General features: G+C 73.2%; 23 protein-coding genes and 1 riboswitch. Of the genes, 8 read left to right on the top strand and 15 right to left on the bottom strand.

The window, feature by feature from the left end:
• Positions 1-334: 334 nt before the first annotated feature.
• Positions 335-1,579: a cytochrome P450 gene (locus tag ACFYW3_RS06845; RefSeq protein WP_389385744.1), complete on the bottom strand. Its 1,245-nt coding sequence runs from the start codon at positions 1,577-1,579 to the stop codon at positions 335-337.
• Positions 1,580-1,820: 241 nt separating this feature from the next.
• Between ACFYW3_RS06845 and ACFYW3_RS06840 the strand changes: the two genes are divergently transcribed.
• Complete coding sequence (locus ACFYW3_RS06840; protein WP_053679039.1) at positions 1,821-2,990, top strand: steroid 3-ketoacyl-CoA thiolase; 1,170 nt, start codon at positions 1,821-1,823, stop codon at positions 2,988-2,990.
• 243 nt (positions 2,991-3,233) lie between these two features.
• On the opposite strand, the gene ACFYW3_RS06835 is transcribed toward ACFYW3_RS06840, so the two are convergent.
• The 7 genes from ACFYW3_RS06835 to ACFYW3_RS06805 form a co-directional block, all read right to left on the bottom strand.
• Positions 3,234-3,638: a transglycosylase SLT domain-containing protein gene (locus ACFYW3_RS06835; protein WP_351751543.1), complete on the bottom strand. Its 405-nt coding sequence runs from the start codon at positions 3,636-3,638 to the stop codon at positions 3,234-3,236.
• Positions 3,639-4,025: 387 nt separating this feature from the next.
• The gene (locus tag ACFYW3_RS06830; protein ID WP_389385743.1) at positions 4,026-5,009 is read right to left on the bottom strand and encodes an ECF transporter S component; all 984 of its coding nucleotides are present in this window, start codon (positions 5,007-5,009) and stop codon (positions 4,026-4,028) included.
• Positions 5,006-6,826, bottom strand: a complete 1,821-nt coding sequence (locus tag ACFYW3_RS06825) for an ABC transporter ATP-binding protein (RefSeq protein WP_389385742.1) — start codon at positions 6,824-6,826, stop codon at positions 5,006-5,008. Before ACFYW3_RS06825 ends, ACFYW3_RS06830 begins: the two co-directional genes overlap by 4 nt.
• Complete coding sequence (locus ACFYW3_RS06820) at positions 6,823-8,028, bottom strand: energy-coupling factor transporter transmembrane component T (protein WP_389385741.1); 1,206 nt, start codon at positions 8,026-8,028, stop codon at positions 6,823-6,825. Before ACFYW3_RS06820 ends, ACFYW3_RS06825 begins: the two co-directional genes overlap by 4 nt.
• A 125-nt stretch (positions 8,029-8,153) precedes the next feature.
• Positions 8,154-8,867 carry an SCO2322 family protein gene (locus tag ACFYW3_RS06815; RefSeq protein WP_351751537.1) on the bottom strand — a complete coding sequence of 238 codons (714 nt, stop codon included), beginning with the start codon at positions 8,865-8,867 and terminating at the stop codon, positions 8,154-8,156.
• A complete protein-coding gene (locus ACFYW3_RS06810; protein ID WP_389385740.1) occupies positions 8,867-10,117 on the bottom strand; it encodes a prenyltransferase/squalene oxidase repeat-containing protein in 1,251 nt (416 codons plus the stop codon). The genes ACFYW3_RS06815 and ACFYW3_RS06810 overlap by 1 nt, the downstream gene beginning before the upstream one ends.
• Positions 10,118-10,246: 129 nt before the next feature.
• A riboswitch (cobalamin riboswitch) is annotated at positions 10,247-10,326 on the bottom strand.
• 176 nt (positions 10,327-10,502) lie between these two features.
• Complete coding sequence (locus ACFYW3_RS06805) at positions 10,503-11,543, bottom strand: MBL fold metallo-hydrolase (protein ID WP_389385739.1); 1,041 nt, start codon at positions 11,541-11,543, stop codon at positions 10,503-10,505.
• Positions 11,544-11,773: 230 nt separating this feature from the next.
• Between ACFYW3_RS06805 and ACFYW3_RS06800 the strand changes: the two genes are divergently transcribed.
• Together ACFYW3_RS06800 and ACFYW3_RS06795 are read left to right on the top strand one after the other, a co-directional pair.
• Positions 11,774-13,255 (top strand): aldehyde dehydrogenase, encoded by a 1,482-nt coding sequence (locus ACFYW3_RS06800; protein ID WP_351751532.1) that lies wholly within the window; start codon positions 11,774-11,776, stop codon positions 13,253-13,255.
• The gene (locus ACFYW3_RS06795; RefSeq protein WP_266947351.1) at positions 13,255-13,488 is read left to right on the top strand and encodes a ferredoxin; all 234 of its coding nucleotides are present in this window, start codon (positions 13,255-13,257) and stop codon (positions 13,486-13,488) included. The genes ACFYW3_RS06800 and ACFYW3_RS06795 overlap by 1 nt, the downstream gene beginning before the upstream one ends.
• 56 nt (positions 13,489-13,544) lie before the next feature.
• On the opposite strand, the gene ACFYW3_RS06790 is transcribed toward ACFYW3_RS06795, so the two are convergent.
• Complete coding sequence (locus ACFYW3_RS06790; protein WP_351751528.1) at positions 13,545-14,204, bottom strand: TetR family transcriptional regulator; 660 nt, start codon at positions 14,202-14,204, stop codon at positions 13,545-13,547.
• 238 nt (positions 14,205-14,442) lie between these two features.
• On the opposite strand from ACFYW3_RS06790, the gene ACFYW3_RS06785 reads away from it, so the two are divergent.
• From ACFYW3_RS06785 to ACFYW3_RS06775, 3 genes are all read left to right on the top strand, one after another.
• Entirely contained in the window at positions 14,443-15,756 is a 1,314-nt protein-coding gene (locus ACFYW3_RS06785) for a glycosyltransferase family 4 protein (protein ID WP_351751527.1), read from the top strand.
• Between the two features lie 72 nt (positions 15,757-15,828).
• Complete coding sequence (locus ACFYW3_RS06780; RefSeq protein ID WP_053679060.1) at positions 15,829-16,563, top strand: class I SAM-dependent methyltransferase; 735 nt, start codon at positions 15,829-15,831, stop codon at positions 16,561-16,563.
• Complete coding sequence (locus ACFYW3_RS06775) at positions 16,560-17,642, top strand: prenyltransferase (RefSeq protein WP_351751526.1); 1,083 nt, start codon at positions 16,560-16,562, stop codon at positions 17,640-17,642. The genes ACFYW3_RS06780 and ACFYW3_RS06775 overlap by 4 nt, the downstream gene beginning before the upstream one ends.
• Positions 17,643-17,678: 36 nt before the next feature.
• Here ACFYW3_RS06775 and ACFYW3_RS06770 read toward each other — a convergent pair whose 3' ends face one another.
• Positions 17,679-17,981, bottom strand: coding sequence for a hypothetical protein (locus ACFYW3_RS06770; RefSeq protein ID WP_351751525.1), 303 nt, complete (start codon positions 17,979-17,981; stop codon positions 17,679-17,681).
• Between the two features lie 159 nt (positions 17,982-18,140).
• On the opposite strand from ACFYW3_RS06770, the gene ACFYW3_RS06765 reads away from it, so the two are divergent.
• Complete coding sequence (locus ACFYW3_RS06765) at positions 18,141-18,743, top strand: hypothetical protein (RefSeq protein WP_351382193.1); 603 nt, start codon at positions 18,141-18,143, stop codon at positions 18,741-18,743.
• A 104-nt stretch (positions 18,744-18,847) separates the two neighbouring features.
• Entirely contained in the window at positions 18,848-19,237 is a 390-nt protein-coding gene (locus ACFYW3_RS06760) for a hypothetical protein (protein WP_389385738.1), read from the top strand.
• A 4-nt stretch (positions 19,238-19,241) separates the two neighbouring features.
• On the opposite strand, the gene ACFYW3_RS06755 is transcribed toward ACFYW3_RS06760, so the two are convergent.
• The 5 genes from ACFYW3_RS06755 to ACFYW3_RS06735 form a co-directional block, all read right to left on the bottom strand.
• Positions 19,242-20,252: an LLM class F420-dependent oxidoreductase gene (locus ACFYW3_RS06755; protein WP_389385737.1), complete on the bottom strand. Its 1,011-nt coding sequence runs from the start codon at positions 20,250-20,252 to the stop codon at positions 19,242-19,244.
• 145 nt (positions 20,253-20,397) lie between these two features.
• On the bottom strand, positions 20,398-21,228 hold the full coding sequence (locus tag ACFYW3_RS06750; RefSeq protein WP_351751521.1) for a hypothetical protein: 831 nt from the start codon (positions 21,226-21,228) through the stop codon (positions 20,398-20,400).
• Positions 21,229-21,366: 138 nt separating this feature from the next.
• The gene (locus tag ACFYW3_RS06745; protein WP_389385736.1) at positions 21,367-22,350 is read right to left on the bottom strand and encodes an N-acetylmuramoyl-L-alanine amidase; all 984 of its coding nucleotides are present in this window, start codon (positions 22,348-22,350) and stop codon (positions 21,367-21,369) included.
• An 89-nt stretch (positions 22,351-22,439) separates the two neighbouring features.
• Complete coding sequence (locus tag ACFYW3_RS06740) at positions 22,440-23,081, bottom strand: class I SAM-dependent methyltransferase (RefSeq protein WP_351751517.1); 642 nt, start codon at positions 23,079-23,081, stop codon at positions 22,440-22,442.
• A 98-nt stretch (positions 23,082-23,179) separates the two neighbouring features.
• Positions 23,180-24,580, bottom strand: a complete 1,401-nt coding sequence (locus tag ACFYW3_RS06735; RefSeq protein ID WP_389385735.1) for a serine/threonine-protein kinase — start codon at positions 24,578-24,580, stop codon at positions 23,180-23,182.
• Between the last annotated feature and the right edge of the window lie 4 nt (positions 24,581-24,584).

The following is a 24,584-nucleotide window of genomic DNA, read 5'->3' as shown; positions in this document are numbered from 1 at the left end:
GCCAAGAAGGTCACAACCGGAACATCGCAACCGGAACGTCACAACGGGAGGGTCACAACCGGAACGTCACGGCGGAAGGCCGCAACCGGACCGTCACGGCCGGAAGCCCATGATCGCAAGGCCATAACCGGAAGGTCGCGACCGGACCGTGACGGGCAGGTGGACGGCACGGGTCGGTGGACACCACGGGCCGGCGGACACCACGGGCAGGTGGACGGCAAGGGCCGGCGGACACAACGGGCCGGTGGACGGCAGGGGCCGGGCGCGGGATGGAGCGGCCCCCCGCCGCCCGGTCGCCCCCGCCACCCCCGGCCCCCGCCGCCCCGGTCGCGGGTCAGCGGCGGCTGACCCGGAGTTCCTTGATGCCGTTGAGCCAGGCGGCGCGCAGCCGCCTCGGGCCCTCGCCGGCCAGGCGCAGGTCGGGCAGGGCGTCGGCGAGCGCGTTGAAGATCAGGTCGATCTCCATGACGGCCAGCGACTTGCCGAGGCAGAAGTGCGGGCCGCCGCCGCCGAAGCCCAGGTGGGGGTTGGGGTCGCGGGTGATGTCGAAGACGTCCGGGTTCTCGAAGACCTCGGGGTCGTGGTTGGCGGAGGAGTAGAACATCCCCACCCGGTCGCCCGCCTTGATCTTCTGGCCGCCCAGTTCGGTGTCCTGGGTGGCGGTCCGCTGGAAGGACACCACCGGGGTGGCCCAGCGCACGATCTCCTCCGCCGCCGTGGCCGGCCGCGTCGCCTTGTACAGCTCCCACTGCTCGGGGTGGGTGAGGAAGGCGTGCATGCCGTGGCTGATCGCGTTGCGCGTGGTCTCGTTGCCCGCGACGGCGAGCAGCAGCACGAAGAAGCCGAACTCGTCGGAGCCCAGGTTGCCCTGTCCCTCGGCCGCGACCAACTGCGTGACGATGTCCTTGGCCGGACACTCCTTGCGGGCCGCCGACAGGTTCATCGCGTAGCCGATGAGTTCCATCGCGGCGTTCGCGCCGACCTCCTCGGTGATCGCGTACTCGGGGTCGTCGTAGGCGACCATCTTGTTCGACCAGTCGAAGATCCGGAGCCGGTCCTCCTGCGGCACGCCGATCAGCTCGGCGATGGCCTGGAGGGGGAGTTCGCACGCCACCTGCGTCACGAAGTCGAAGCTGCCGTCCGCGGAGGCGGTCACCGCCTCCGCGACGATCTTCCGCGCCCGCTCCCGCAGGGCCTCCTCCAGGCCGCGGATCGCCCGCGGGGTGAAGCCGCGCTGGACGATCTGGCGGACGCGGGTGTGTTCCGGCGGATCCATGTTCAACATGATCAGGCGCTGGGCATCGATCTGCTCGCGCGCGATGTGCTCGTTGAAGCGGATGATCGCCGTGTTCGTGGTCGAGGAGAACAACTCGGGGTGCGTGGAGACGTACTTGACGTCCGCGTGCCGCGTCACGGCCCAGTAGCCCTCGTCGTCGAAACCGGTGATGCCCCGCCGCTGCGGGCACCACCACACGGGGGCGGTCTGCCGGAGCCGTGCGAACTCCGGGAAGGGGATCCGGTCCTGGAGGAGGTCGGGGTCGGTGGCGTCGAAGCCTTCGGGCAGCGCGGGGCAGGGCATCGGGCGACTCCAAGGTCTGACGGCCCATCAGAAGTTGGCTCGAAGGTAGTAACGAGTTCCAGAAGTGACAAGGGCTCCGGCGTCAACTGTTGCGTGTGGAATCCGTGGAGCCGCGTGCAAGACCCTTGCGTGCCGGGCCTTCAGGTCATAAGACTGCGGAGGGAACTAGAACGCGTACTAGTTCAGGGCGGGGCGCCGGGACGGCCCGCCGCGTCGGCACCGTGCAGGAGAGGACGAGCTCATGGCCGCGGAACCCGTCATCGTCGAAGCCGTACGCACCCCCATCGGAAAGCGCGGGGGCGCCCTCGCCAACCTTCATCCCGCCTACCTGCTCGGTGAGACCTACCGCGAACTCCTCGCCCGTACCGGAATCCAGCCCGACTGCGTGGAGCAGATCGTCGGCGGCACCGTCACCCACGCCGGCGAACAGTCGATGAACCCCGCCCGCAACGCCTGGCTGGCCATGGGCCTGCCCTACGAGACCGCCGCGACCACCGTGGACTGTCAGTGCGGCAGCTCCCAGCAGGCCAACCACATGGTCGCCAACATGATCTCCGGCGGGGTCATGGACATCGGCATCGCCTGCGGCGTCGAGGCCATGAGCCGGGTCCCCCTCGGCTCCGGCTCCAAGCACGGCCCCGGCAAGCCCTTCCCCGACGAGTGGAACGTAGACCTCCCGAACCAGTTCGAGGCCGCCGAGCGCATCGCCCGCCATCGGGGACTGACCCGGGAGGACGTCGACACCCTGGGCGTGCTCTCCCAGGAGCGGGCCGCCACCGCCTGGGCCGAGGAGCGCTTCAAGCGCGAGACGTTCGCCGTGCAGGTGCCGACCACCGAGGCGGAACAGGCCGCCGGTCAGGGCATGTGGCGGCTGGTCGACCGCGACGAGGGGCTGCGGGACACCTCCATGGAGGGCCTCGCCCGACTCAAGCCGGTCATGCCGACCGCCGTGCACACCGCCGGGAACTCCTCGCAGATCTCCGACGGCGCCGCGGCCGTGATGTGGGCCTCGCGCAAGATGGCCCGCGCGCTGAAACTCAAGCCGCGCGCCCGGATCGTGGCCCAGACGCTGGTCGGCGCGGACCCGCACTACCACCTGGACGGGCCGATCGACGCGACACGGGCCGTGCTGGGCAAGGCCGGGATGTCCCTGCGGGACATCGACCTCGTGGAGATCAACGAGGCCTTCGCCTCCGTCGTCCTCAGTTGGGCGCAGGTCTTCGACCAGGACCTGGAGAAGGTCAACGTGAACGGCGGCGGCATAGCGCTCGGCCACCCCGTCGGCGCCACGGGCGCCCGACTGATCACCACCGCGCTCCACGAGCTGGAACGGCGCGACAAGGAGTTCGCGCTGATCACCATGTGCGCGGGCGGCGCGCTGGCCACCGGCACGATCATCCAGCGGCTGTAGCGGCTGTAGCGGCCGCGTCCGCACCACCACCGCGCGAGCGGTCTCGGACCCAGTGGGATGGGAAGCCGAAGGCCCCGACGGCCGGACCTGGGGAGGCCGGCCACCGGGGCCTTCGCATGTCTGTCACCGCCTTGTGGGCGGGTTCCGCGTCGCTGCGCGGAGGATGTTCTCGTCGCCTTGTGGGCGGGAAGTCTTGCGCCGCCTCGCGGGCGGGTCCTGCCGGGTCCACTGCCACTGGTCGGCTTAGTACCAGTGGTGGGACTGCCAGAAGTTCCAGGCGCCGACAGGGCTGCCGTAGCGGGAGTTCATGTAGTCCAGGCCCCACTTGATCTGGGTCGCCGGGTTGGTCTTCCAGTCCGCGCCCGCCGAGGACATCTTCGACGCCGGCAGAGCCTGGACCAGGCCGTACGCACCGGAGGAGGAGTTCGTGGCGGTGTGGTTCCAGCCGCTCTCGCGAGAGACGATCTTGGAGAAGGCTTCGAACTGGGCCGGGTCCTTGATCATCTGCTGCGCGATGGACTTGGCGTTCATCGGGGCCGCCTGGGCCGGGACCGTGGCGAGCATGGAACCGGCGACGCCGAGGGCGAGGACGGAACCGGCGATGGCCTTCTTGGAGGCGGTGATGCGGCGGATGACGGTGTTGGACACGGAATGGCCTTCCGTAGGGGACGGGGACGGCCGCAAGCACGCCGAAGACGTGCGTGAGCCACTCACGCGGTGGAGAGGGGTTCGTCGGCGGGGGGTGAAGTACCCCTGCCGCCTTGCGACTCATCCAGTTCTACAGACGCCCCGATGGCCTGGCAACGACCCCTCTTACTAGCGGTCCTCGCAGGCGGGGTGTTTCGACCCCCCTGCCCTCCGACCGGTCTTCGCGCAGGTGGGGGCCGCTCGCAGGGGGTGGATACGGACCCCTTGGGGGCTACTAGTCCCTTTCGTATGTGACGTGCGTCCTGTGGGGCGGGTCACCGGCGGGGGCCCCGAATCTCACCCTCCGTGCTCGCCCGTACTCCTTCTGGGCGTGGGGTTGGAAACGGACTAAACCCCCGAATCAAAGGAAATTGGTGCATCGAAGGCGGCCTTTCGGGTCGCCCGCCGCAAGGCCTTCAGCAGGGTGGCGCCGAGGGTGAGGGTCAGGACCACGGTCAGCGCCGCCCGCCCCAGGTCCCAGCCCAATGAGGTCGCCAGGCAGTACGCGACGAACCGCGCCAGGTTCTCGGCCACCGGGTCCCCGGGGTGGAAGGAGACGCCCTGCCCCATGCCCTGCAGGATCACCCACCCCTGGAGGTTCATGATCGTGCCGTACGCGAACGAGCCCACGAACCCGTACGCCGCGAGCATGCCCAGTTCCACCCGCCCCCGGATGCGGTCCGGACCCGGCAGCAGACCGGCCCCCAGCGAGAACCAGCCCAACGCCAGCATCTGGAACGGCATCCACGGCCCGACCCCGCCCGTGAGCAGGGCGGACGCGAACATCGTCACCGAGCCCAGGACGAAGCCGAAGCCCGGACCCAGCACCCGGCCGCTCAACACCATCAGGAAGAACATGGGCTCCAGGCCCGCCGTGCCCGCGCCCAACGGTCTGAGCGCCGCACCGACGGCGGCCAGCACGCCGAGCATCGCGACGGCCTTGGCGTCCATGCCGTTGTCGGCGATCGTCGCCACGACGACCGCGACGAGGAGGGGCAGCAGCGCCGCGAAGAGCCACGGGGCGTCCTGGGAGTGGGCCAACCCCGACTGCCGGTCCGCGAGCAGCGGCCAGCCGAACGCGACGATGCCGATCAGGGTGACCAGGACCAGTGCGACGGCGGCGCGGGGGCCGATGCGGACGGGACGGACGGAACGGACGGAACGGGTGGGGCGGGTGGAACGGGTGGTGCCGTCGACGGGGCCTGCCGGGCCCGCCGGGCCTGCCGGGCCCGCCGGGCCTGCCGGGCCCGCCGGGCCTGCCGGGCCCGCCGGGCCGGTCGGATCAGCCGGGTCGGCGATGCGCGTGGTGCGGGGGGTGCGGGGGGTGCTCATGGGGCGAGCCCCCCGGCCGTGCCGTCGTCCCCGGAGCCCCCGGAGCCCCCGGAGTCACCCGAGCCCCCCGAGCCCCCGGAGAGGGCGCGCGCGACCTGGGACACCGTGAGCCACTGCCCCGGCGCCAGGATCTTGGCCACCTGCGGGGCGAAGGCGGGGGAGGAGACCACCACCTCGGCCGTCGGGCCGTCCGCGACGATCTCCCCGCCGGCCAGGATCACCACCCGGTGCGCGAGCTCGGCGGCGAGTTCCACGTCGTGCGTGGCCAGGACGACGGCGTGCCCCGACGCGGCGAGCGAGCGCAGGATCCCGATCAGCCGGGCCTTGGCGGCGTAGTCCAGGCCGCGGGTGGGCTCGTCGAGCAGCAACAGGGCGGGCTCGCCGGTCAGGACCAGGGCCAGGGCGAGCGCGAGACGCTGCCCCTCGGAGAGGTCCCGGGGGTGGGTGTCGTCGGGCACGTCCGGCAGCAGCGCCGTCACCAGGTCCCGGCAGGTTCCGGGCGCCGCGCCCGCGTCGGAGTCGGCGGCGGCGCACTCGGCGGCGACCGTGTCGGCGTACAGCAGGTCCCGGGGGTCCTGCGGGACCAGCCCGACGTGGCGGACCATCTCCGGCGGCGGGGTGCGGTGCGGGGTGCGACCGCCGACGAGCACCTTGCCGGTGGTCGGCTCGATCGTGCCGACGAGGGTCGCGAGCAGGGTGGACTTGCCGGCGCCGTTGCGGCCCATGAGGGCGACGGTCTCGCCGGGGGCGATCGTGAGGTCGATCCCGTGGAGGACCTCGGCCCGGCCCCGACGCACGGACACGCCCGTGACCGTGGTCGTCGTGACGTCGATGCCGGGCCCGGCGGCGGGCGCGGGCGGGGTGCGGCGCAGCAGCCGGGCCAGCCGGCCCGGGCCCTCGGGGCGGCTCGCCGTACCCGGCGCCTTCGCGGGTCCGGACGGCGCCCGGCGCCCCGCCTCGAACCCCTCGAACGCCGCCGGGGCCGGGCCCGCCCCCGCGTCCTGCGGCAGGCGGGACCTCAGGGGGCCGGCCAGACGGCGTGCGTCGCGGACCGACAGGGGCAGGGGGGACCAGCCCGCGAGCCGGCCCAGGGAGATCACCGGGGGATACACGGGGGAGACCGCCATGATCTCCGCCGGACTCCCCATGACCGGGGCCGCGCCCGGCGACGGCAGGAGCAGCACCCGGTCCGCGTACTGGACCACCCGCTCCAGGCGGTGTTCCGCCATGAGCACCGTGGTGCCCAGGTCGTGCACCAGCCGCTGGAGCACCGCCAGGACCTCCTCGGCCGCCGCCGGGTCCAGCGCCGAGGTGGGTTCGTCCAGGACCAGCACGCGCGGGTGCGGGGTCAGCACGGAGCCGATCGCGACCCGCTGTCGCTGCCCGCCCGAGAGGGTGGCGATGGGGCGGTCGCGGAGTTCGTTGAGGCCCAGCAGGTCGAGGGTCTCCTCGACCCGGCGGCGCATCACCGCGGGCGGGAGCCCCAGCGACTCCATGCCGTAGGCCAGCTCGTCCTCCACCACGTCCGTCACGAAGTGGGCCATCGGATCCTGGCCGACCGTGCCCACCACGTCGGCGAGCTCGCGCGGCTTGTGCGTACGGGTGTCGCGTCCCGCGACCGTGACCCGGCCGCTCAGCCGGCCGCCCGTGAAGTGCGGGACCAGCCCGCAGACCGCCCCCAGGAGAGTCGACTTGCCGACACCGGACGGGCCGACCAGCAGGGTCAGCTCCCCTTCCGGCACGAGGAAGTCCGCGCCGCGCAGCGCCGGTCCGGCGGCTCCCTCGTAGGTCACCGACACCTGCTCGAAACGGATCACTGCGACGCCTCCTTCGGCGGAACGGGTGCCACGAAGGCGGGAAGCAGGCCGATGAGGATCGCGGCCGCCGGCCACAGCGGGAGCGTGGGCGCGACCAGGGGCACGACCCCCGGGCGCAACGCCTCCGGGTCCCGGGTGCCCGCGTAGATCAACAGGCCCGCGACCGCCGCCCCCGACCCGGCGACCAGCCAGGCCCGAAGGCCCCAGAGGTCGGGCCGGTACCGGGTGCGGACGCTGCGCCGGCCGCCCAGGCGCAGGCCCGCCAGGGCCAGTACCAGCCCGACGAGGAGCAGCGGCAGGCCGAACGCGGCGCCTTCCGCCGCGAGCAGCCCGTACGTGCCCGCGCACATGCCGAGGAGCCCGCCGAGGGTGAGCGCGTTGGTGGTGTGCCGGACGGCGGGCGGAACCTGCGCCGTGCGCCCGTACCCGCGCGCGTCCATCGAGGCTGCCACCGCCACCGAGCGTTCCAGCGCGCCCTCCAGGACCGGCAGACCGATCTGGAGGACGGCCTTGACCCCGCCGGTGGGGCGTCCGCGCAGCCGGCGGGCGGTCCGCAGCCGCACCACGTCCGCGACCATGTTCGGCGCGAACGTCATGGCGACGACCACGGCGACGCCCGCCTCGTACAGGGCGGCCGGCAGGGACTTCAGCAGCCGGGCCGGATTGGCGAGGGCGTTGGCGGCGCCCACGCAGATGAGGAGGGTGGCCAGCTTCGCGCCGTCGTAGAAGGCGAACACCAACTGCTCGGCGGTCACCCTGCCGCCGAAGCGGATGCCCTGCGCCCAGGCCGGCAGGGGAACCTCCGGCAGGGTGAAGAGGGTGTGCGAGCCGGGCAGCGGGGAGCCGAGCAGCATGGAGAAGACCAGGCGCAGGCCGATGACGAACAGGCCGAGCTTGACGAACGCCCCGTACGAACGCGCCCACGGGGCCGAGGTCCGGCGGGCGGCGACCACGTAGCCGGCGACGCCGACGATCAGGCCGAGGAGGAGGGGGTTGGTCGTCCGGGAGGCGGCCGTGGCCAGCCCGAGCGCCCACAGCCACCAGGCCCCCGCGTGCAGGGCGTTCCCGCGCCGCGCCTCGGGGGCCAGGTGCGGCCTCTTCTCGTACGAGGGCCCGTGCGGGTCGGTCTTCGCCGCCGCGAGCCGGCTTCGCCGGGGCGGTGTCACGCCGCCGACCGCCGCGCCGTGGGTGGTCTCGGACACGGCGGACCCCGCCCCGGTCACGGCGGCGGCAGCGGTGCCGGACGCGGACCCCGCCCCGGACGCGGACGCGGACGTGGCGCCGGATCCGGTGCCCGACGCCGTACCGGACAAGCGCGCCGGATCCGTCATCGGGCGCGGCGGCGGGACTGCCAGACGCCGGCCGCGGCCAGCGCGGCCACCGCCACGACGCCCACGACGAGCCCCGCCGAGGGCCCACCGGAACCGCCCGAGGACGACGCCGAGGACGGGGCGGACGCGGAGGAAGAGGACGTGGACGACGGCGCGGACGCCGACGGCTGCTGCCCGGCGTCGTCGGCGATCGGCTCGCCGCAGCCCTGGCGCGGGTAACCCGAGATCCCGCACAGCAGCGCGGCGCTGTTGTAGCGCAGCGGCTTCGCGACCGCCGCCAGCGCCTCCGCCGTGGTGGCGTCGGGGGCCACCCGTGCGCAGGCCGTGCGCGGCGCGTCCCCGGGCGGGGTCTCACCCGAAGGGGCCTCCGCGGGGAGGCCGAAGTCGATGACCAGGGCCACCCGCTTGCGGCCCTGCTCCGCGGGGGTCGCGGAGCAGACGGCGTCGAAGTCGGCGTCGGCGCGCGGCCGCCCGGACTGGTCCCCGGCGTCCTTGCTCACGCCGAAGCGGAACCCCTGTACCGAGCCGTCCGCCGGGCGCGCCGACGAGGGGCCCTGGGTGGCGTACGACCAGGAACCGTTCGCACCGCCGTCCCAGAACGACCAGTAGCGGTAGCTCGACGCCGTCGCGGGGGCGGAGGCGAGCAGCACGAGGAGGACGCCGAAGGCGAGGGCGAGGGCCGGGAACCGGCGAGCGGGCCGCCCGCGCATCAGAGTTGGTTCTTCTTCCGGCGGCCGCTCAGCAGGATGCCGATGCCGATGCCGGCCGCGGCGCCCGTGCCGATGATCCACCAGAGGCTCTGATCGCCGGATCCCTCGTCGTCCTTCTTCTTGTCGGCGTCCTCGGAGGCCCGCGCCTTCGGGGTCGCCGACAACGGCGCCGGGCCCGTCGCGTTCAGCGCGGCGACCAGGTCGGTGGACCCGAAGGCCTTCGGGTCGGTGCCCATGGCGTGCGCGGTGAGGATCAGGGTGCCCAGGGCCGCCGGGTTGCCCTTGGACCACTCGGCCGAGTTGGCCTTCAGCCACTCCAGCGCGCCGGCCGCCGACTGCTTGTGGCCGGCCGCGGCCAGGGCGATCACCGCGTCGGCGGTGTTGCCGGTGTCCGGGGTGGGCTGGTCGGAGCCGGGGGTGACGGCGGTGAGGTGGCCGTCCTTCTTCAGGGCCTCGGCGAGGTTCCCGGCGGCGCCCTGGGCGGCGGCCGTCGGGTCGCCGGCGGTCGCCGGGCAGGCGAGCGCGGTGGCCGGGGTGTCCGTACCGGCCGGGGTGACGACCGCGCCCTTGCCGAGCGCGGCCGGCGTCGCGGCGGCGGTCGCGTCGGCGTTCGCCGCGAGCTTGCCGTCGGCCGGCTGGTACCCGAAGGCGCCCCGGTCGGCGGCCGGCTCGGCGGAGCAGCCCAACTGGAAGGAGAGCAGACCGTCGTACGCGGACTTGCCCGCCTTCGACTTCACGTCGGCGGGCTTCTCGCCCGCCACGGCCAGCGCGCTGATGACGACCGAGGTGGAGCTGCCCTCGCTGGGGGAGCCGGGGGCGTAGGCCCAGCCGCCGTCCTCGTTCTGGACGGACTTCAGCCAGTCCACGCCCTTCTTGACCGCCGCGTCGTGGCCGCCGAGGGCCTTGAGGGCCTGCACGGCCACCGCGGTGGCGTTGGTGTCGAGCACGGTCTTCGCGTCACACGCCTTCGAGGCGTCGGCGCGGAAGGACGCGAACCCGCCGTCGGCGCACTGCTGGCCGACGAGCCAGTCCACGGCCTGCGCGGCGGGCTGTACGCCGACGGTCCGCTGGGCGAGCAGGGCGAACGACTGGCGCCACACGCCGTCGTACGTCGGGTCGGCCTTGCCGAACAGTCCCGAGGGGACGACCGGCGCCGGGGAGGGGGAGGGCGCGGCGAGGGCCGCGGGGGCGGCACCCGCGCAGAGCACGGCGGAGGCGGCGAGCGCGGCGGCGCTGCGTCGTACGTTCATGTGGGGCGGGTGCCTCTCGTGCTGGGGAACGGAGGCAGGCACGCGCGGGTACCGGGCTCCGGCTCCGTTTACCTCGACGGTGCCGGCCGCCGGAAGACCCGGCGGCACGAGCCGCGCACCTCCGGTACAGGGCATTCCGGCTCCCCGCCCCGATGTCGCGGGGGTGGGTCACGGTTGCGGGTCAGCGCCGGATTCGCACCGGCTTCCCCCCGTACGGAAGTGTGGACGACGGGCCCACTCTACCGGCCCGTAGGTTTCGGTGACCGGGGCGTGGGGCCCTGCGCCCCTTACCGCGCCCGGTCCACGGCGCCCGGCCCGCTGTCCGCGGCCCTCGGCGCACCGCCCCCGGAGTACCGCCCCCGGGGCCCCGTTCACGGCACCCGGTTCACAGGGCCCGGTACGTCACCGGGTCGCTGCCCGGTACCGGCTCCGCCCGGCCCTGCTTCACCAGCCGCCGCAGATGTGCCTCCGCTTCGGAGACGGCGATGTTCCGGGAGCCGTACGGGATCTGCTCCCAGGGGCGGTTCCACTCCATCCGCTCCGCCAGCTCCCACGGGGTCAGGGGGGTGGCGAGGAGCCCCCACAGCCCGGTCAGCCGTTCCTCGTGGTGGTCCAGGAGTTCGCGCACGCGGGCCGGGGCGTCGGTGAAGGGGTGCTGGTGGGCCGGGAGCACCTCGGCGGGCTCCAGCCGGCCGACGCGTTCGAGGGAGTCGAGGTAGTCGCCGAGGGGGTCGGTGACCCGGTGCTCGGAGGGGTCCTCGTACAGGCCGATGTGCGGGGAGATGCCGGGCAGCAGGTGGTCGCCCGAGAACAGTCGGCCGTTGCCGGGCAGGCCCGCGGGATGGGCCTCTTCCAGGTGGAGGCAGACGTGGCCGGGGGTGTGGCCCGGGGTCCAGACGGCGCGCAGTCGCCGGCCGGCGAGGGGCAGCAGTTCGCCGGGGACGATCTCCCGGTCGGGGACGGCAGCGTGCAGGCCGGGCAGGGTCCGCAGCCGGCCGCTCGCGCGGGCCGCCCGCAGGGGGGCGATGTGCTCCTCGGGGGCCCCGGCGACGGCCAGTTTCCCGCTCATGTAGTCGAACCAGACGCCCGGTTCGGCGGAGCGGGTCCGCACGACGACCTCGGTGTCGGCGGCGTGCATGGCGATCCAGGCGCCCGATGCCTCCCGGACCCGGCCGGACAGGCCGTGGTGGTCGGGGTGGTGGTGGGTGATGACCACGCCGTGGACGTCGGTGATCGCGATGCCCAGCGCGTCGAGGCCGGCGACGAGGGTGTCCCAGGACTCCGGGTCGTCCCAGCCGGTGTCGACGAGGACCGGGCCGCGGTCGGTGTCGAGGACGTGGACGAGGGTGTGTCCGAGGGGGTTGTCGGGGATGGGGACCTTGATGCCCCACACGCCTCCGCCGTGGTCGGTGACCTGAGGTGTCACGAGGGCTCCCTGTCTGCCGGCTGTCCGGGCGGTCGTGCGTCCACCCGGACACGATAAAGAGAACTTGTTCCAGTAGTCGCCCAAGTCGACCATCTCTTCGGGTTTCTGGCTACCCGTCGGATGTCCGTTGGATCTTCTCCGCCGTTCCGTCCAGACCGTGGACTCCTGGAACTAGAACTGGTATCAGTTCTGGAACGTCGCGCCGCAGGTAGCCGCAGGAGGCCTCAGCCATGACCGAGCTCGTGGAACACGGACAACTGTTCATCGGCGGGGAGTGGACGGACCCGCTGGGCACCGACACCATCAAGGTCGTCTCCCCGCATACCGGGCGGGTCATCGGCAGCGTCCCGCACGCCACCGCGGCGGACGTCGACCGCGCCGTCGCCGTCGCGCGCAAGGCGTTCGACGAGGGCCCCTGGCCCCGGATGTCCCTCGACGAGCGGATCGCGGTCGTCGCGCGCGTCAAGGACGCCATCGCGGTGCGGCACGAGGAGATCGCCCGGTCCATCAGCTCCCAGAACGGATCCCCGTACTCGTGGTCCGTCCTCGCCCAGGCGCTGGGCCCGATGATGGTCTACGACGCCGCGATCACGGTGGCGCGCGACTACGCGTACGAGGAGCACCGCCAGGGCGTGCTCGGTCCGATCCTGGTCCGCCGGGAGCCGGTCGGCGTGGTCGCCGCCGTCATCCCCTGGAACGTCCCGCAGTTCGTCGCCGCCGCCAAACTGGCACCCGCCCTGCTGACCGGTTCCGCGGTGATCCTCAAGCCCTCGCCGGAGTCCCCGCTGGACTCCTACATCCTGGCCGACATCGTGCGCGAGGCCGGGCTGCCCGAGGGCGTGCTGTCGATCCTGCCGGCGGACCGCGAGGTCAGCGAGTACCTCGTCGGGCACCCCGGCATCGACAAGGTCGCCTTCACCGGATCGGTGGCCGCGGGGCGGCGCGTCATGGAGGTCGCCTCCCGCAACCTCACCCGGGTCACCCTCGAACTCGGCGGCAAGTCGGCGGCCGTGATCCTGCCGGACGCCGACCTGGAGACCACCATCGCCGGCATCGTCCCGGCGGCCTGGATGAACAACGGTCAGGCCTGCGTCGCCCAGACCCGCGTCCTCGCCCCGCGCGCCCGGTACGCGGAGGTCGCCGAGGCCCTCGCCGCCGCCGCCGGCGCGCTGGTGGTCGGCGACCCGCTGGACCCGGCGACCCAGCTCGGACCGCTCGTGGCCCGCCGCCAGCAACAACGCTCGCTGGACTACATCCGGATCGGACAGGAGGAGGGCGCGAAGATCCTCGTCGGCGGTGGCCGTCCCGCCGGTCTGGATCAGGGCTGGTACGTCGAACCCACCCTGTTCGGCGACGTCGACAACTCCATGCGCATCGCCCGCGAGGAGATCTTCGGGCCCGTGGTCTGCCTGATCCCCTACGGCGACGAGGCCGAGGCTGCGCGGATCGCCAACGACTCCGAGTTCGGACTCAGCGGCAGCGTCTGGACGGGCGACGTGGAACACGGCATCGACTTCGCGCGCGCAGTGCGCACCGGCACCTTCAACGTCAACACCTTCAGCCTGGACATGCTCGGACCGTTCGGCGGCTACAAGAACAGCGGCGTCGGAAGGGAGTTCGGCCCCGAGGGACTGGGCGAGTACCTGGAACACAAGATGATCCACCTGCCCGCCGGGTACCGGCCGCCGGCCGCCCCCGAGACGGACGCGTGATGGGGGACCGCTGGCAGGTGGAGGTGGACCGGGGCGTCTGCATCGGCTCCGGCATGTGCGTGAACCACGCCCCGGCCGGCTTCTCCCTCGACTCGGCGCGCCAGTCCCACCCGGCGGCCCCCGAGACGGACGCGAACGAACCGGTCCTGACGGCGGCCGAGGGCTGCCCCGTCGAGGCGATCACGATCACCCTGCTGGGCAGCGGGGAGGCGGTGTTCCCGCCGGAGGAGTAGGGGAACCGGCCCCGCCCAAGGCACGGTTCGACGCCCCGGCAAGCCCTACGGCGGGATCAGGACTTTCCCGGGGCGCCGGACCGCGCCTTGGCCGGGGTCGGGGCCGGCGTCGTCAGGTCGATCAGGCGGCAGACCGTCTCTATGTCGATCTTCACCTGGGCGATCGAGGCACGGCCCGACAACCAGGTGATCAGCGCCGAGTGCCAGGTGTGCTCGATCACGCGCACCGCCGAGAGCTGTTCCGCCGTCGGCGGGGCGTCCAGGCCCATCGCGTCCAGGATGATCGCCGTGGTCAGCCGGGACACCGTGTCCACCTCGGGGCTCACGCTCCGGTCGGCGAACGTGAGGGCGCGCACCATCGCGTCGGCGAGGTGCGGTTCGCGCTGGAGGGCCCGGAAGGCGCCCATCAGGGTCTCCGAGACCCGGGCCGCCGGATCGTCGCCCGCCGGGGGGCGCTTGCGGAGCGTGGTGTGCATGTGCTGGAGCTGGTCCTGCATGGTGGCGACCAACAGGTGCACCTTGGACGGGAAGTACCGGTACAGGGTCCCCAGCGCCACGCCGGCCGCCTCGGCGACCTCCCGCATCTGGACCGCGTCGAAACCGCCCCGGCCGGCGAGTTGGGCGCTGGCGTGCAGGATGCGGCGCCGGCGCGCCTCCTGGCGTTCCGTCAGGGGCGGGGACGCCGGGGTGGTCACGGCCTTCACTTCCGCTGTCATCTGTCCCGTTCCAAGGCGTTCAGTGTCGTTGCGCCGGCCGTTCCGGGGCTGATCCGGGGCCGGTCCGGGGCCGGCGTGTCAGGCGTCGGGGTCGTGGCGTGAATCACCTGCTCCGCCTCTTACGGTGGGGTTTCCGGCCGGTAGATTCAATGCTCTCAGACGGATCAAGTCTGAAACTTGTTCTACATTATCCGAGCGGTTACGCTCCGGCGAAAGTGCAGGGAGAAGGGGGCCGAGAGTGACCGCAGAGGCCGTGGTGACGAGCCCTTTCGCGAGTTCCGCCACCGAAGGTGACCGCCCGTTGCGCATCGCACTCCTCACCTACAAGGGGAACCCGTTCTGCGGCGGCCAGGGCGTCTACGTCCGCCACCTTTCGCGGGAGCTCGTCCGGCTCGGCCACAGTGTCGAGGTCATCGGCGCCCAGCCCTACCCGGTGCTCGACACCGGGGCCACGCTGACCGAGCTGCCGAGCCTGGACCTCTACCGAAGCCCCGACCCGTTCCGTACGCCCAAACGGGCGGAATACCGGGACTGGATCGACGCCCTCGAAGTCGCCACGATGTGGACCGGCGGCTTCCCCGAACCGCTGACCTTCTCGCTGCGCGCGCGCCGGCACCTGGCCGCGCGCGCCGGTGAGTTCGACGTCATCCACGACAACCAGACGCTCGGGTACGGGCTGCTCGGGGACCTCGGCGCGCCGCTGGTGACGACGATCCACCACCCCATCACCGTGGACCGCGCGTTGGACCTGGCCGCCGCCAAGGACCGCAAGAAGCGGCTCTCGGTGCGCCGTTGGTACGGGTTCACGCGCATGCAGGGCCGGGTCGCCCGCCGGCTGCCGTCCGTACTGACCGTGTCGGGTTCCTCGCAGGTCGAGATCGCCGAGCACCTGGGCGTCCGCGGCGAGCGCATCCACGTGGTGCACATCGGCGCCGACACCGACCTGTGGTCGCCCGACGCGTCCGTGGCCGAGGTGCCCGGGCGGATCGTGACGACCTCCAGCGCCGACGTGCCGCTGAAGGGCCTCGTCCACCTGGTCGAGGCGCTCGCGAAGCTCCGCACGGAACAGCCCGACGCGCACCTCGTCGTCGTGGGCCGGCGCGCCGAGGAGGGGCCGGTCGCCCGCGCGATCGCCACGTACGGACTCCAGGACGCGGTCCGCTTCGTCAAGGGCATCACGGACGCCGAACTCGTCGACCTGGTGCGCAGCGCGCAGGTCGCCTGCGTGCCCTCGCTGTACGAGGGCTTCTCGCTCCCGGCGGCCGAGGCCATGGCCACCGGCACCCCGCTGGTCGCGACCACCGGCGGGGCGATCCCCGAGGTGACGGGGCCCGACGGGGAGAGCTGCCTGGCGGTGCCGCCCGGTGACGCGGGCGCGCTCGCCGCCGCGCTGGGCCGGCTGTTGGGTGACGCCCCGCTGCGCGAGCGGCTCGGCGCCGCCGGACGCGACAGAGTCCTGACCCGGTTCACCTGGGCCAAGGCCGCCGAGGGGACCGTGGTGCACTACCGGGCCGCCATCGAGCAGGCCGCCCGTGCGCGTCGTGCGCGCTGACCTCTCGCCGATGAGTCACCCCCGTTCCGAGTTCCACCCCGTAGACCCCCGCGACCGCGAAGGCAGGACCCCGTGCTGACCGTCGATTTCTCCCGGTTCCCGCTCGCCGCAGGCGACCGCGTGCTCGATCTGGGCTGCGGCGCAGGCCGGCACGCCTTCGAGTGCTACCGGCGCGGCGCGCAGGTGGTCGCCGTGGACCGCAACGGCGAGGAGATCCGCGAGGTCGCCAAGTGGTTCGCCGCGATGAAGGAGGCCGGCGAGGCGCCGGTCGGCGCCACCGCCACCGCCATGGAGGGCGACGCGCTGGCCCTGCCGTTCCCCGACGAGTCCTTCGACGTCGTGATCATCTCCGAGGTGATGGAGCACATCCCCGACGACAAGGGCGTGCTCGCCGAGATGGTGCGGGTGCTCAAGCCGGGCGGCCGGATCGCGATCACGGTGCCGCGGTACGGCCCGGAGAAGATCTGTTGGGCGCTCAGCGACGCCTACCACGAGGTCGAGGGCGGCCACATCCGCATCTACAAGGCGGACGAGCTGATCGGCAAGATGGAGGCCGCGGGCCTCAAGCCGTACGGCACGCACCACGCGCACGGGCTGCACTCCCCGTACTGGTGGCTGAAGTGCGCGTTCGGCGTCGACAACGACAAGGCGCTGCCGGTGAAGGCGTACCACAAGCTGCTGGTCTGGGACATCATGAAGAAGCCGCTGGCCACGCGCCTCGCGGAGCAGGCCCTGAACCCGGTGATCGGCAAGAGCTTCGTGGCGTACGCGACGAAGCCGCACCTGCCCGTGGACGCGGCGAAGTGACGTTCCCCGGTCGTACCGAACATCTGGTCCTGGACGGCGTGCTGACCGCCGAGGAGGCGGCCGGGACCGTCGCGGGCATCCTCGCGGCGCAGCGGGCGGACGGGGCGATCCCGTGGTTCCGCGGCCATCACCTCGATCCGTGGGACCACACCGAAGCCGCGATGGCGTTGGACGTGGCGGGCGAGCACGAGGCGGCGGAGCGGGCGTACGCGTGGCTGGCGCGGCACCAGAACGAGGACGGTTCCTGGTTCGCGGCCTACGCGGACCGGCCGGAGGGCGTGGACACGTCCGCCCCGCAGGACGCGAGCCGTGAGTCGAACTTCGTCGCGTACATCGCGGTGGGGGTGTGGCACCACTACCTGGCGACCGGCGACGATCCCTTCCTGGACCGGATGTGGCCGGCCGTGTACGCGGCGGTGGAGTTCGTGCTGGGACTCCAGCAGCCGGGCGGCGAGATCGGTTGGAAGCGGGAGGCGGACGGCGCGGCCGTCACCGACGCGCTGCTGACCGGGTCCTCGTCGATCCATCAGGCGCTGCGGTGCGCGCTCGCCATCGCGGAGCACCGCGAGGACCCGCAGCCGGACTGGGAGTTGGCGGCGGGCGCGCTGGGGCACGCGATCCGACGGCACCCGGAGCGGTTCCTGGACAAGTCCCGCTACTCGATGGACTGGTACTACCCGGTGCTGGGCGGTGCGTTGACCGGGCCGGAGGCCACGGCGCGCATCGAGGAGCGGTGGGCGGAGTTCGTCGTCCCGGACCTCGGGGTGCGGTGCGTGCTGCCGAACCCGTGGGTCACGGGCGGGGAGTCCTGTGAACTGGCCCTCGCGCTGTGGGCGTTGGGGGAGTCCGACCGGGCGTTGGAGATCCTGCGGTCGATCGGGCACCTGCGGGCCGACAACGGCATGTACTGGACGGGGTACGAGTTCGTGGACCGGGCGGTGTGGCCGGTCGAGCAGACCACGTGGACGGCCGGATCGTTGTTGTTGGCCGTCGCCGCGTTGGGCGGGGACGAGGCGACGGGCGAGATCTTCGGCGGGCTGAACCTGCCGCGGGGGCTTGAGCCGGACTGCTGCGGTTGAGCGTGTGGGGCCCGCGGGCCCCACACGCCCCGTGCGTCAGCGGCGGGAGAGTCGGCTCGCCAGGGCGTGGCCGATGAAGAGGTAGACGACGGCCGCGAGGCCGTAGCCGACGACGACCTGGACCCAGGCGCGGTCGAAGGTGAACAGGTCGTAGGACCAGCCGGCCAGCCAGGTCGCCGCGTCGTGGACGAGGTCGACGAAGGAGTTGCCCTGGTTGGCGTCGAGCAGGAACAGCAGGATCCACAGGCCGATCACGAAGGCTGCGACGTCCGCCACCAGGGCGACGGCCCGGCCCGCTGAACTGCTTCCTCGGGTGTGTACTCGGGTGTGTGTGGGCATGCACCCCGTGTTGCCGCGCAGGCGCGCCGCAAACCCCCGAACGGGTCCCCCAAGTGGCGGAGCCGCACGGCCCGGGTGAGGGTGCGGAGGACACCTCAGTCCCCGGAGGCAACTGTGTCCGTACCCAGAACCGTTCGATTCCGTCGTGCCGTCACGTCGGTGCTCCTGTCCTGTGCGCTGCTGGCCGGCGCCACCGCCTGTGGCTCCGACGGGGGCGGGAAATCCAAGAGCGAGGACGTCTCGCTGTCCGCGGCCACGGCGGCCGACCAGGCGGCCGCGGAGGCCTCGGCCGTCGAGGTGCTGGCCGCCGAGGAGGCCGCCGCCGCGACTCCCGCGCCGAGCACGTCCGCCGAGAAGCAGAAGTTCGCGAAGACCCGCTTCGTCGCGAACGCCGGTCTCGCGGCCGGCGCGACGTACCAGTGGATCGTCAAGCCGTACCAGGCGGGCAAGTTCAAGAAGGGCGCGAAGGGCCGTACCTTCGCGCTGATCAAGGCGGGTCTGGCGGGTGCCTTCGCCTACAACCGGTTGAAGGCGGCGACCGACAACGCCAAGGGCGATCCCCTGCTGTCCAAGGCGGTGGCCCCGCTGACGGCGAGCATCGCGTCCCTCAAGGGTCTCGCCACCAAGCTCCGCAAGGGGCAGGCGGGTGACGCCGACATCGGCGCCTTCGAGAGCGTCATCAACGGGGTCAAGGACGCCGGCAAGAGCGCGGGGGCCGTGGTGACCGACAAGGTTCCCAGCACCTCCCAGCTCGGCGGCTGACCGGCCGCGTCCCCGGGCGGGCCCGGGGTCGGGAGGCGTCGCGGCCCCTCGACCCCGGGCCCGCCGGCACGCGACGGCCGGCCGCGGCTGTTTCAATGGGGCGCGTGATCGAGTTCGTGGTGGCTGCCGCAGCGGTGGCCGGGGTCGGGTGGCTGGTGCGACGCAAGCACCGCGAGCGGCAGGCCGCCGAGGTGGTGCCCGGGCTGCCGGGCATGGCACGGCTGCCCGCCGGCGAGGGGCGCTGGCGCATGGGCCGGCTGTACGTGGACGGGGGCGCGCCCCGTTGGGAGCCGCAGCGGGGCCCCGTGGTGGAGCTGGCCGGCGCGCGGGCCACGGGGGTGCGGGCGCCGTCGGTGAAGGAGGGCATGAGCATCAACCCGGGCTCGCGGATCGTCACGTGCGCCCGCCCGGGGGGCGCCGACGTCGAGATCGCGGTGATGGCGCTGGACCTGAGGGAGTTCCTCGACGCGGTGCCGCGGGCGGAGCAGGTCTGAGCCGTCAGGCGTTCAGTTCCGCGAGGACCCGCAGGGTGTGCGGGTCGGGGGCGGTGAGGAGCAGGTCGGTGACGGGGCCCTTGCGCCACAGGTCGAGGCGTTCGGCGATCCGCTCCCGGGGTCCGATCAGGGAGATCTCGTCGGCGAACGCGTCGGGGACGGCCAGGACGGCCTCCTCCTTGCGGCCGGCGAGGAACAGTTCCTGGATCCGGCGCGCCTCGTCCTCGTAGCCCATCCTGGCCATCAGGTCGGCGTGGAAGTTGTGGGCCGCGTGGCCCATGCCGCCGATGTAGAAGCCGAGCATCGCCTTGACGGGCAGGAGCCCCTCGGCGACGTCCTCGCAGACGTGGGCCCGGGCCATCGGGGCGATCATGAAGCCTTCGGGGAGGTCGGCGAGGGAGGCCCGGTACACGTCGGTGCGGGACGGCGACCAGTACAGGGGGAGCCAGCCGTCGGCGATCCGGGTGGTCTGGGCGATGTTCCGGGGGCCCTCCGCGCCGAGCAGGATCGGGAGGTCCGCGCGCAGCGGGTGGGTGATCGGCTTGAGTGGTTTGCCGAGGCCGGTGCCGTCCTCGCCGCGGTACGGGTGGTGGTGGAAGCGGCCGTCCAGGGCGACGGGGGCCTCGCGGCGCAGGACCTGGCGGACGACGTCCACGTACTCGCGGGTCGCGGTGAGCGGGGAGGCGGGGAAGGGGCGCCCGTACCAGCCCTCGACGACCTGCGGCCCGGACAGGCCCAGGCCCAGTGTCATCCGGCCGCCGGAGAGGTGGTCCAGGGTGAGGGCGTGCATGGCGGTGGCGGTGGGGGTGCGGGCGGACATCTGGGCGATGGCGGTGCCCAGGCGGATCCGCGAGGTGTGCGCGGCGATCCAGGTCAGCGGGGTGAAGGCGTCGGAGCCCCAGGCCTCGGCGGTCCACACCGAGTGGTAGCCGAGGTTCTCGGCCTCGGTGGCGAGGTCGAGGTGGTTCGGGTTGGGGCCGCGCCCCCAGTAGCCGAGTGCCAGTCCGAGGCGCATGGGGGTTCCCTCCGCGAAGCCGCCGACAGCCACCGCCGTTCCTGACGATGCGTCAGGTGACTGTAGGGCACGACCACCGTCCCCGGAAGACCGACGACCCCCGCCCGGGAGGGCGGGGGTCGTCGGCCGTGCGGGCGAGGGGGCCTCAGCCGCGCTGGATGTCCGAGGTCTCGTTCAGCACGCCGCGTCGACCGTCCTGGGTCTGGGCGATCAGCGTGGACGGGCCGCGCTGGTCGACGGCCAGGTACCAGGTGCCCGGCGCGAGTTCCGCGATCGGGTTGTGCGAGCCGTCCTCGGCGAACAGGGACCGGGTCACCGGCACTGCGAACCAGAACGGGGTGAAGTCCGCCGCCGGGGCGGGCGTCGCGTCCTGCGGGGCCGGGGCGGGCGTGGGGTTCGGCTGCGGGGCGCCGCCGTAGGGCGGTACGGGCTGCGGGGTCTGCCCGTACGGCTGGGGCTGCTGGCCGCCGGGGTAGCCGTAGCCGGCGCCGGGCGGCTGCTGCTGGCCGAGCGGCTGGCCGCCGTACGGCGGGACGGCGGCGGGCCGGGCCTCGGGCACGAGCTTGCCGGCCAGCGCGGGGAGCTTGTCGCCGAACAGGGTCACGCCGGCCAGGGCCAGGGTGGCGAGGAAGGCGATGATGCTGCCGGCGCCCAGGTCGGCGCCGCTCGGGCAGGTGATCAGGGACCACAGGGCGGCCCAGGCCGCCGCCACGGCCAGTACGGTGCCCCACGCCTGCATGGGCAGCCCGGCGAGCTGGCGGCCCTGCGGCAGGAACCGGGCCGCGAGGACCAGACCCGCCGCGATGAACCCGAGCAGGAAGACCGTCGGGAGCACCAGGCGGTACACGTCGGTGTCCCAGGCGCTCGGCGTGTCGATGCCGGTCGCGGAGTAGAAATCGAGGAACGAGGCGATGAACAGCAGCACCGCTGCTCCGATCACCACGCCGTCGCCTCGAGTGAGGGAGCGGATGTTCACGTCTCAGGTGTCCTTCTCGGTCTCGGTCGTCTCGTGGTGCCGCGGTCGCAGATCAGGACTGGAGCGGGGCGGGCGGCACCATGGTACGGAGGTTTTCCGTGACCGAGCGGACCGGGGCGGCGGGCTGTCCCGGTGGGACTACCCGCCGAGGAACCCGACGATGCCGTCCGCGATGCCCTGCGCGGCCTTCTGGCGCCACTGCGGACTCGTCAGTTGAGCCGCGTCCTTGGCGTCACGCATGTTGCCGCATTCGATGAACACCTTGGGGCGAGTTGAGAGGTTCAGTCCGCCCAGATCGTCGCGGACCACCAAACCCGTGCCGGAACCCAGGTAGTTGGCGGGGCCGGAACCGGTCGTGCGGGCGAAGTTGGTCGCGATGCGTTCGCCCAGCAGTCGCGAGGGCTCGATGATCTTCGCGGTGTCCGCGCCACCGCCCTTGACCTTGGCGGGAAGGATGACGTGGTAGCCGCGGCTGCCCTCGGAGACCCCGTCGGCGTGGACCGAGACGACGGCGTCGGCCGTGGCCTCGTTGCCGATCCGGGCCCGCTCGTCGATGCAGGGACCCCAGGGGCGCTCGGTTCCGGCCTCGTGGGTGAGGAGCACCTTCAGGCCCTTGGACTCCAGGGCGGTGCGCAGCCGGCGGGACACGTCCATGGTGAACTCGGCCTCCATGTAGCCGGAGTTCGTGGTGGTGCCGGTGGTGTCGCACTCCTTGTGGTGGGTGCCGATGTCCACCTGGCGGTCGATCTCCTTGGTGTGCTTGAAGTTGCCCGTGTTGTGGCCGGGGTCGATGACCACCGTCCGGCCGGTGAGCGGGGCCTTGTCGGCGGTGGGGGCGCCGGACGTGCTGCCGTTCGGGGTGGGGCGCGCGGGCGTGGGCTCGGCGGCCGTGCTCGGTTTGGCGTCCGCGGCGGGCGTGTGGGACGCGGGCGGCGACGCCTGCGGTCGGTGGTCGTCCTGCCCGTTCCCGGTCAGGACCTGGGTCAGGACCCAGCCCGCCAGACAGGTCGGGGCGAGGGCGGCGGCCGCGACCGCGAGGGTGGAGCGGCGCGTGAACCAGTGCCGGTCCGGGGTGACCGAGGAGCCGGACTCGGGGGGCGGGGGGTTGTCGTCGTAGCGCACCCGGCGATGCTAGACCGGCCGCCCGCCGCCCGGACGGACCGTGCTCCATCCGGGGGCGTGGTGTGTTTGTATGCCTGGCGGTGTCCCGGTTATATGCCCTGGTCGGTGCGGCGCAGGACCCGCAGCGAGTCCGTGACAGAGATCTCCTCGAAGGCCCCGGAGGCCAGCGCGCGCAGGTAGATCCGGTACGGGGCCTGCCCGCCGTCGGCCGGGTCCGGGAACACGTCGTGGATCACCAGCGTGCCGCCCACCGCGAGGTGCGGGGCCCACCCCTCGTAGTCGCCGCTCGCGTGCTCGTCGGTGTGCCCGCCGTCGATGAAGACCAGGCCCAGCGGGCCGCCCCAGGCCGCGGCGACCTGCGGGGAGCGCCCCACGATCGCGATCACGTGGTCCTCCAGACCCGCCCGGTGCAGGGTGCGGCGGAAGGTCGGCAAGGTGTCCATCAGGCCGATCTCCGGGTCCACCACCGTCGGGTCGTGGTACTCCCAGCCCGGCTGCTGCTCCTCGCTGCCCCGGTGGTGATCGACGGTGATCGCGGACACCCCCGCCTCGCGGGCGGCGTCGGCGAGCAGGATCGTGGAACGCCCGCAGTACGTGCCGACCTCCAGCAGCGGCAGCCCGAGCGCCGCCGCGGACGTCGCGGCCGCGTGGAGGGCGAGGCCCTCGCCCACGGGCATGAAGCCCTTGGCCGCCTCGAAAGCGGCGAGGGTCTCCGGCTTGGGGCTGGCCATGTCATTCCTCCTGAGCTGCGGGTGAGTGGCCGCCCATGCTGCCCTACCGTCCGGTAGGACGCCACGGCCGGGGGCCCGTGACCCGCGGTCGCGCGCGATCAGCGGCCGAAGAGCCGGGACAGGCCACCGCCGAGGTCCGCGCGCCGGTCCTCCCACAGCATCCGCCGGAAGTCCGCGCGGACGTCGGTCACCTCGCGGGTCAGCCAGTGGGTGTTGCCGGCGGTGAGGTGCAGCCGGTGCAGCAGGGGCTTCAGGAGGGTCAGCGCACGGGCGGGATCACCGGCTTCGCCGATGCTTCGGGCCACCCGGTACGCCACCTCCGCGTGGCCGCGCTCGGCCGGCTCCTCGGGATCGGGGTACAGCCACAGGTACAGCCGGGCGGCGGTCGGGTGGTCGCCGAGCAGCCAGGCGGCGTGCGCCAGTCGGCGCCGTACGTCCAGCAGGACGGGGCTGTCGGCCGGCAGCCGGCGTTCGAGGTCGGGCAGCAGCGGGCCCAGCCACTCGCGCTCGCTCCGCGCCTGCTCCGGTGTGCGCGAACCCCACTCCCCGTCCGGGCCGCCGTCACCCCGCCGGCGGGCTCCGGCCAGGTGGTAGCGGGCGGTCAGCGTGACGGGATCGTCGGCGCCGAGGACCCGGGCCGCCTGTTCGATGATCTCGCGCAGTTCGTCCTCGTGGCGGCGGCCGTCGCCGGGCCCGTGGGCCGCGGCCTCACCGACGTACGCGGCGCGTGCGGCGATGGTGTCGGGGTGCTCCAGACCGAGCACCCGCATCATCCTCGGCAGGATGCGCTCCAGCTCCGTGGCCGACTGCCCCCGTACGGCCATGGCCCGGTGGTACGCGGCCCGCACGGTCAGCGCGTCGTGCGCCCCCAGCTCCTCCGTCAGGTCGGCGACCAGCATGCCCAGCCGCTCGGGGAGGTCGGTCGGCGCGTCCTCCAACAGCAGGTTCAGCCGCCGCCCGAACATCGCCCGGACCGGATCCCCGGCAGCGGTGTGCACGGTGGGGGAGTAGGCGGGCGGGGGCGGCCACGCGACGGCCGGGGCCGCCGGAGCGGCCGGTACGGGGGCGGGAGCGGGGGTGTGGGCGGGGTCGGCCGCCGCGCCCCGGGCGATCTCCGCGAGGCGCAGGCTCACCTCCCGCGCGGTCGCCGGACGCTGCCGGGGGTCCTTCGCGAGCAGGTCGAGCACGAGGGGGTCCAGCGCGGCCGGCAGCCCCTCGCGGAGCGAACCGGGCGCGGGCGGCTCCGTCGTGAGGTGCTGGGCGAGTAGCTCGTGCATCTCACGGGCGGGGAACGGGCGGCTGCCGGTGAGCAGCTCCATGAGCACGCAGCCGAGGGCGTACAGGTCGCAACGCCCGTCGACGGGAACCCCGTTCGCGCCACCGGTCCAGCGCTCCGGCGCCATGTACGGGAAGGACCCGATGATCATGCCGGTGGCCGTGAGTTCCGTACCGGGGCCGCCCTGGGCCTTGGCGATGCCGAAGTCGAGGACCCCCGTCACACCC

Source organism: Streptomyces sp. NPDC002602 (assembly GCF_042889445.1).
Taxonomy (GTDB): domain Bacteria; phylum Actinomycetota; class Actinomycetes; order Streptomycetales; family Streptomycetaceae; genus Streptomyces.
Note: the sequence above shows the minus strand (reverse complement) of the source record. Positions and strands in the feature narration are given on the sequence as shown.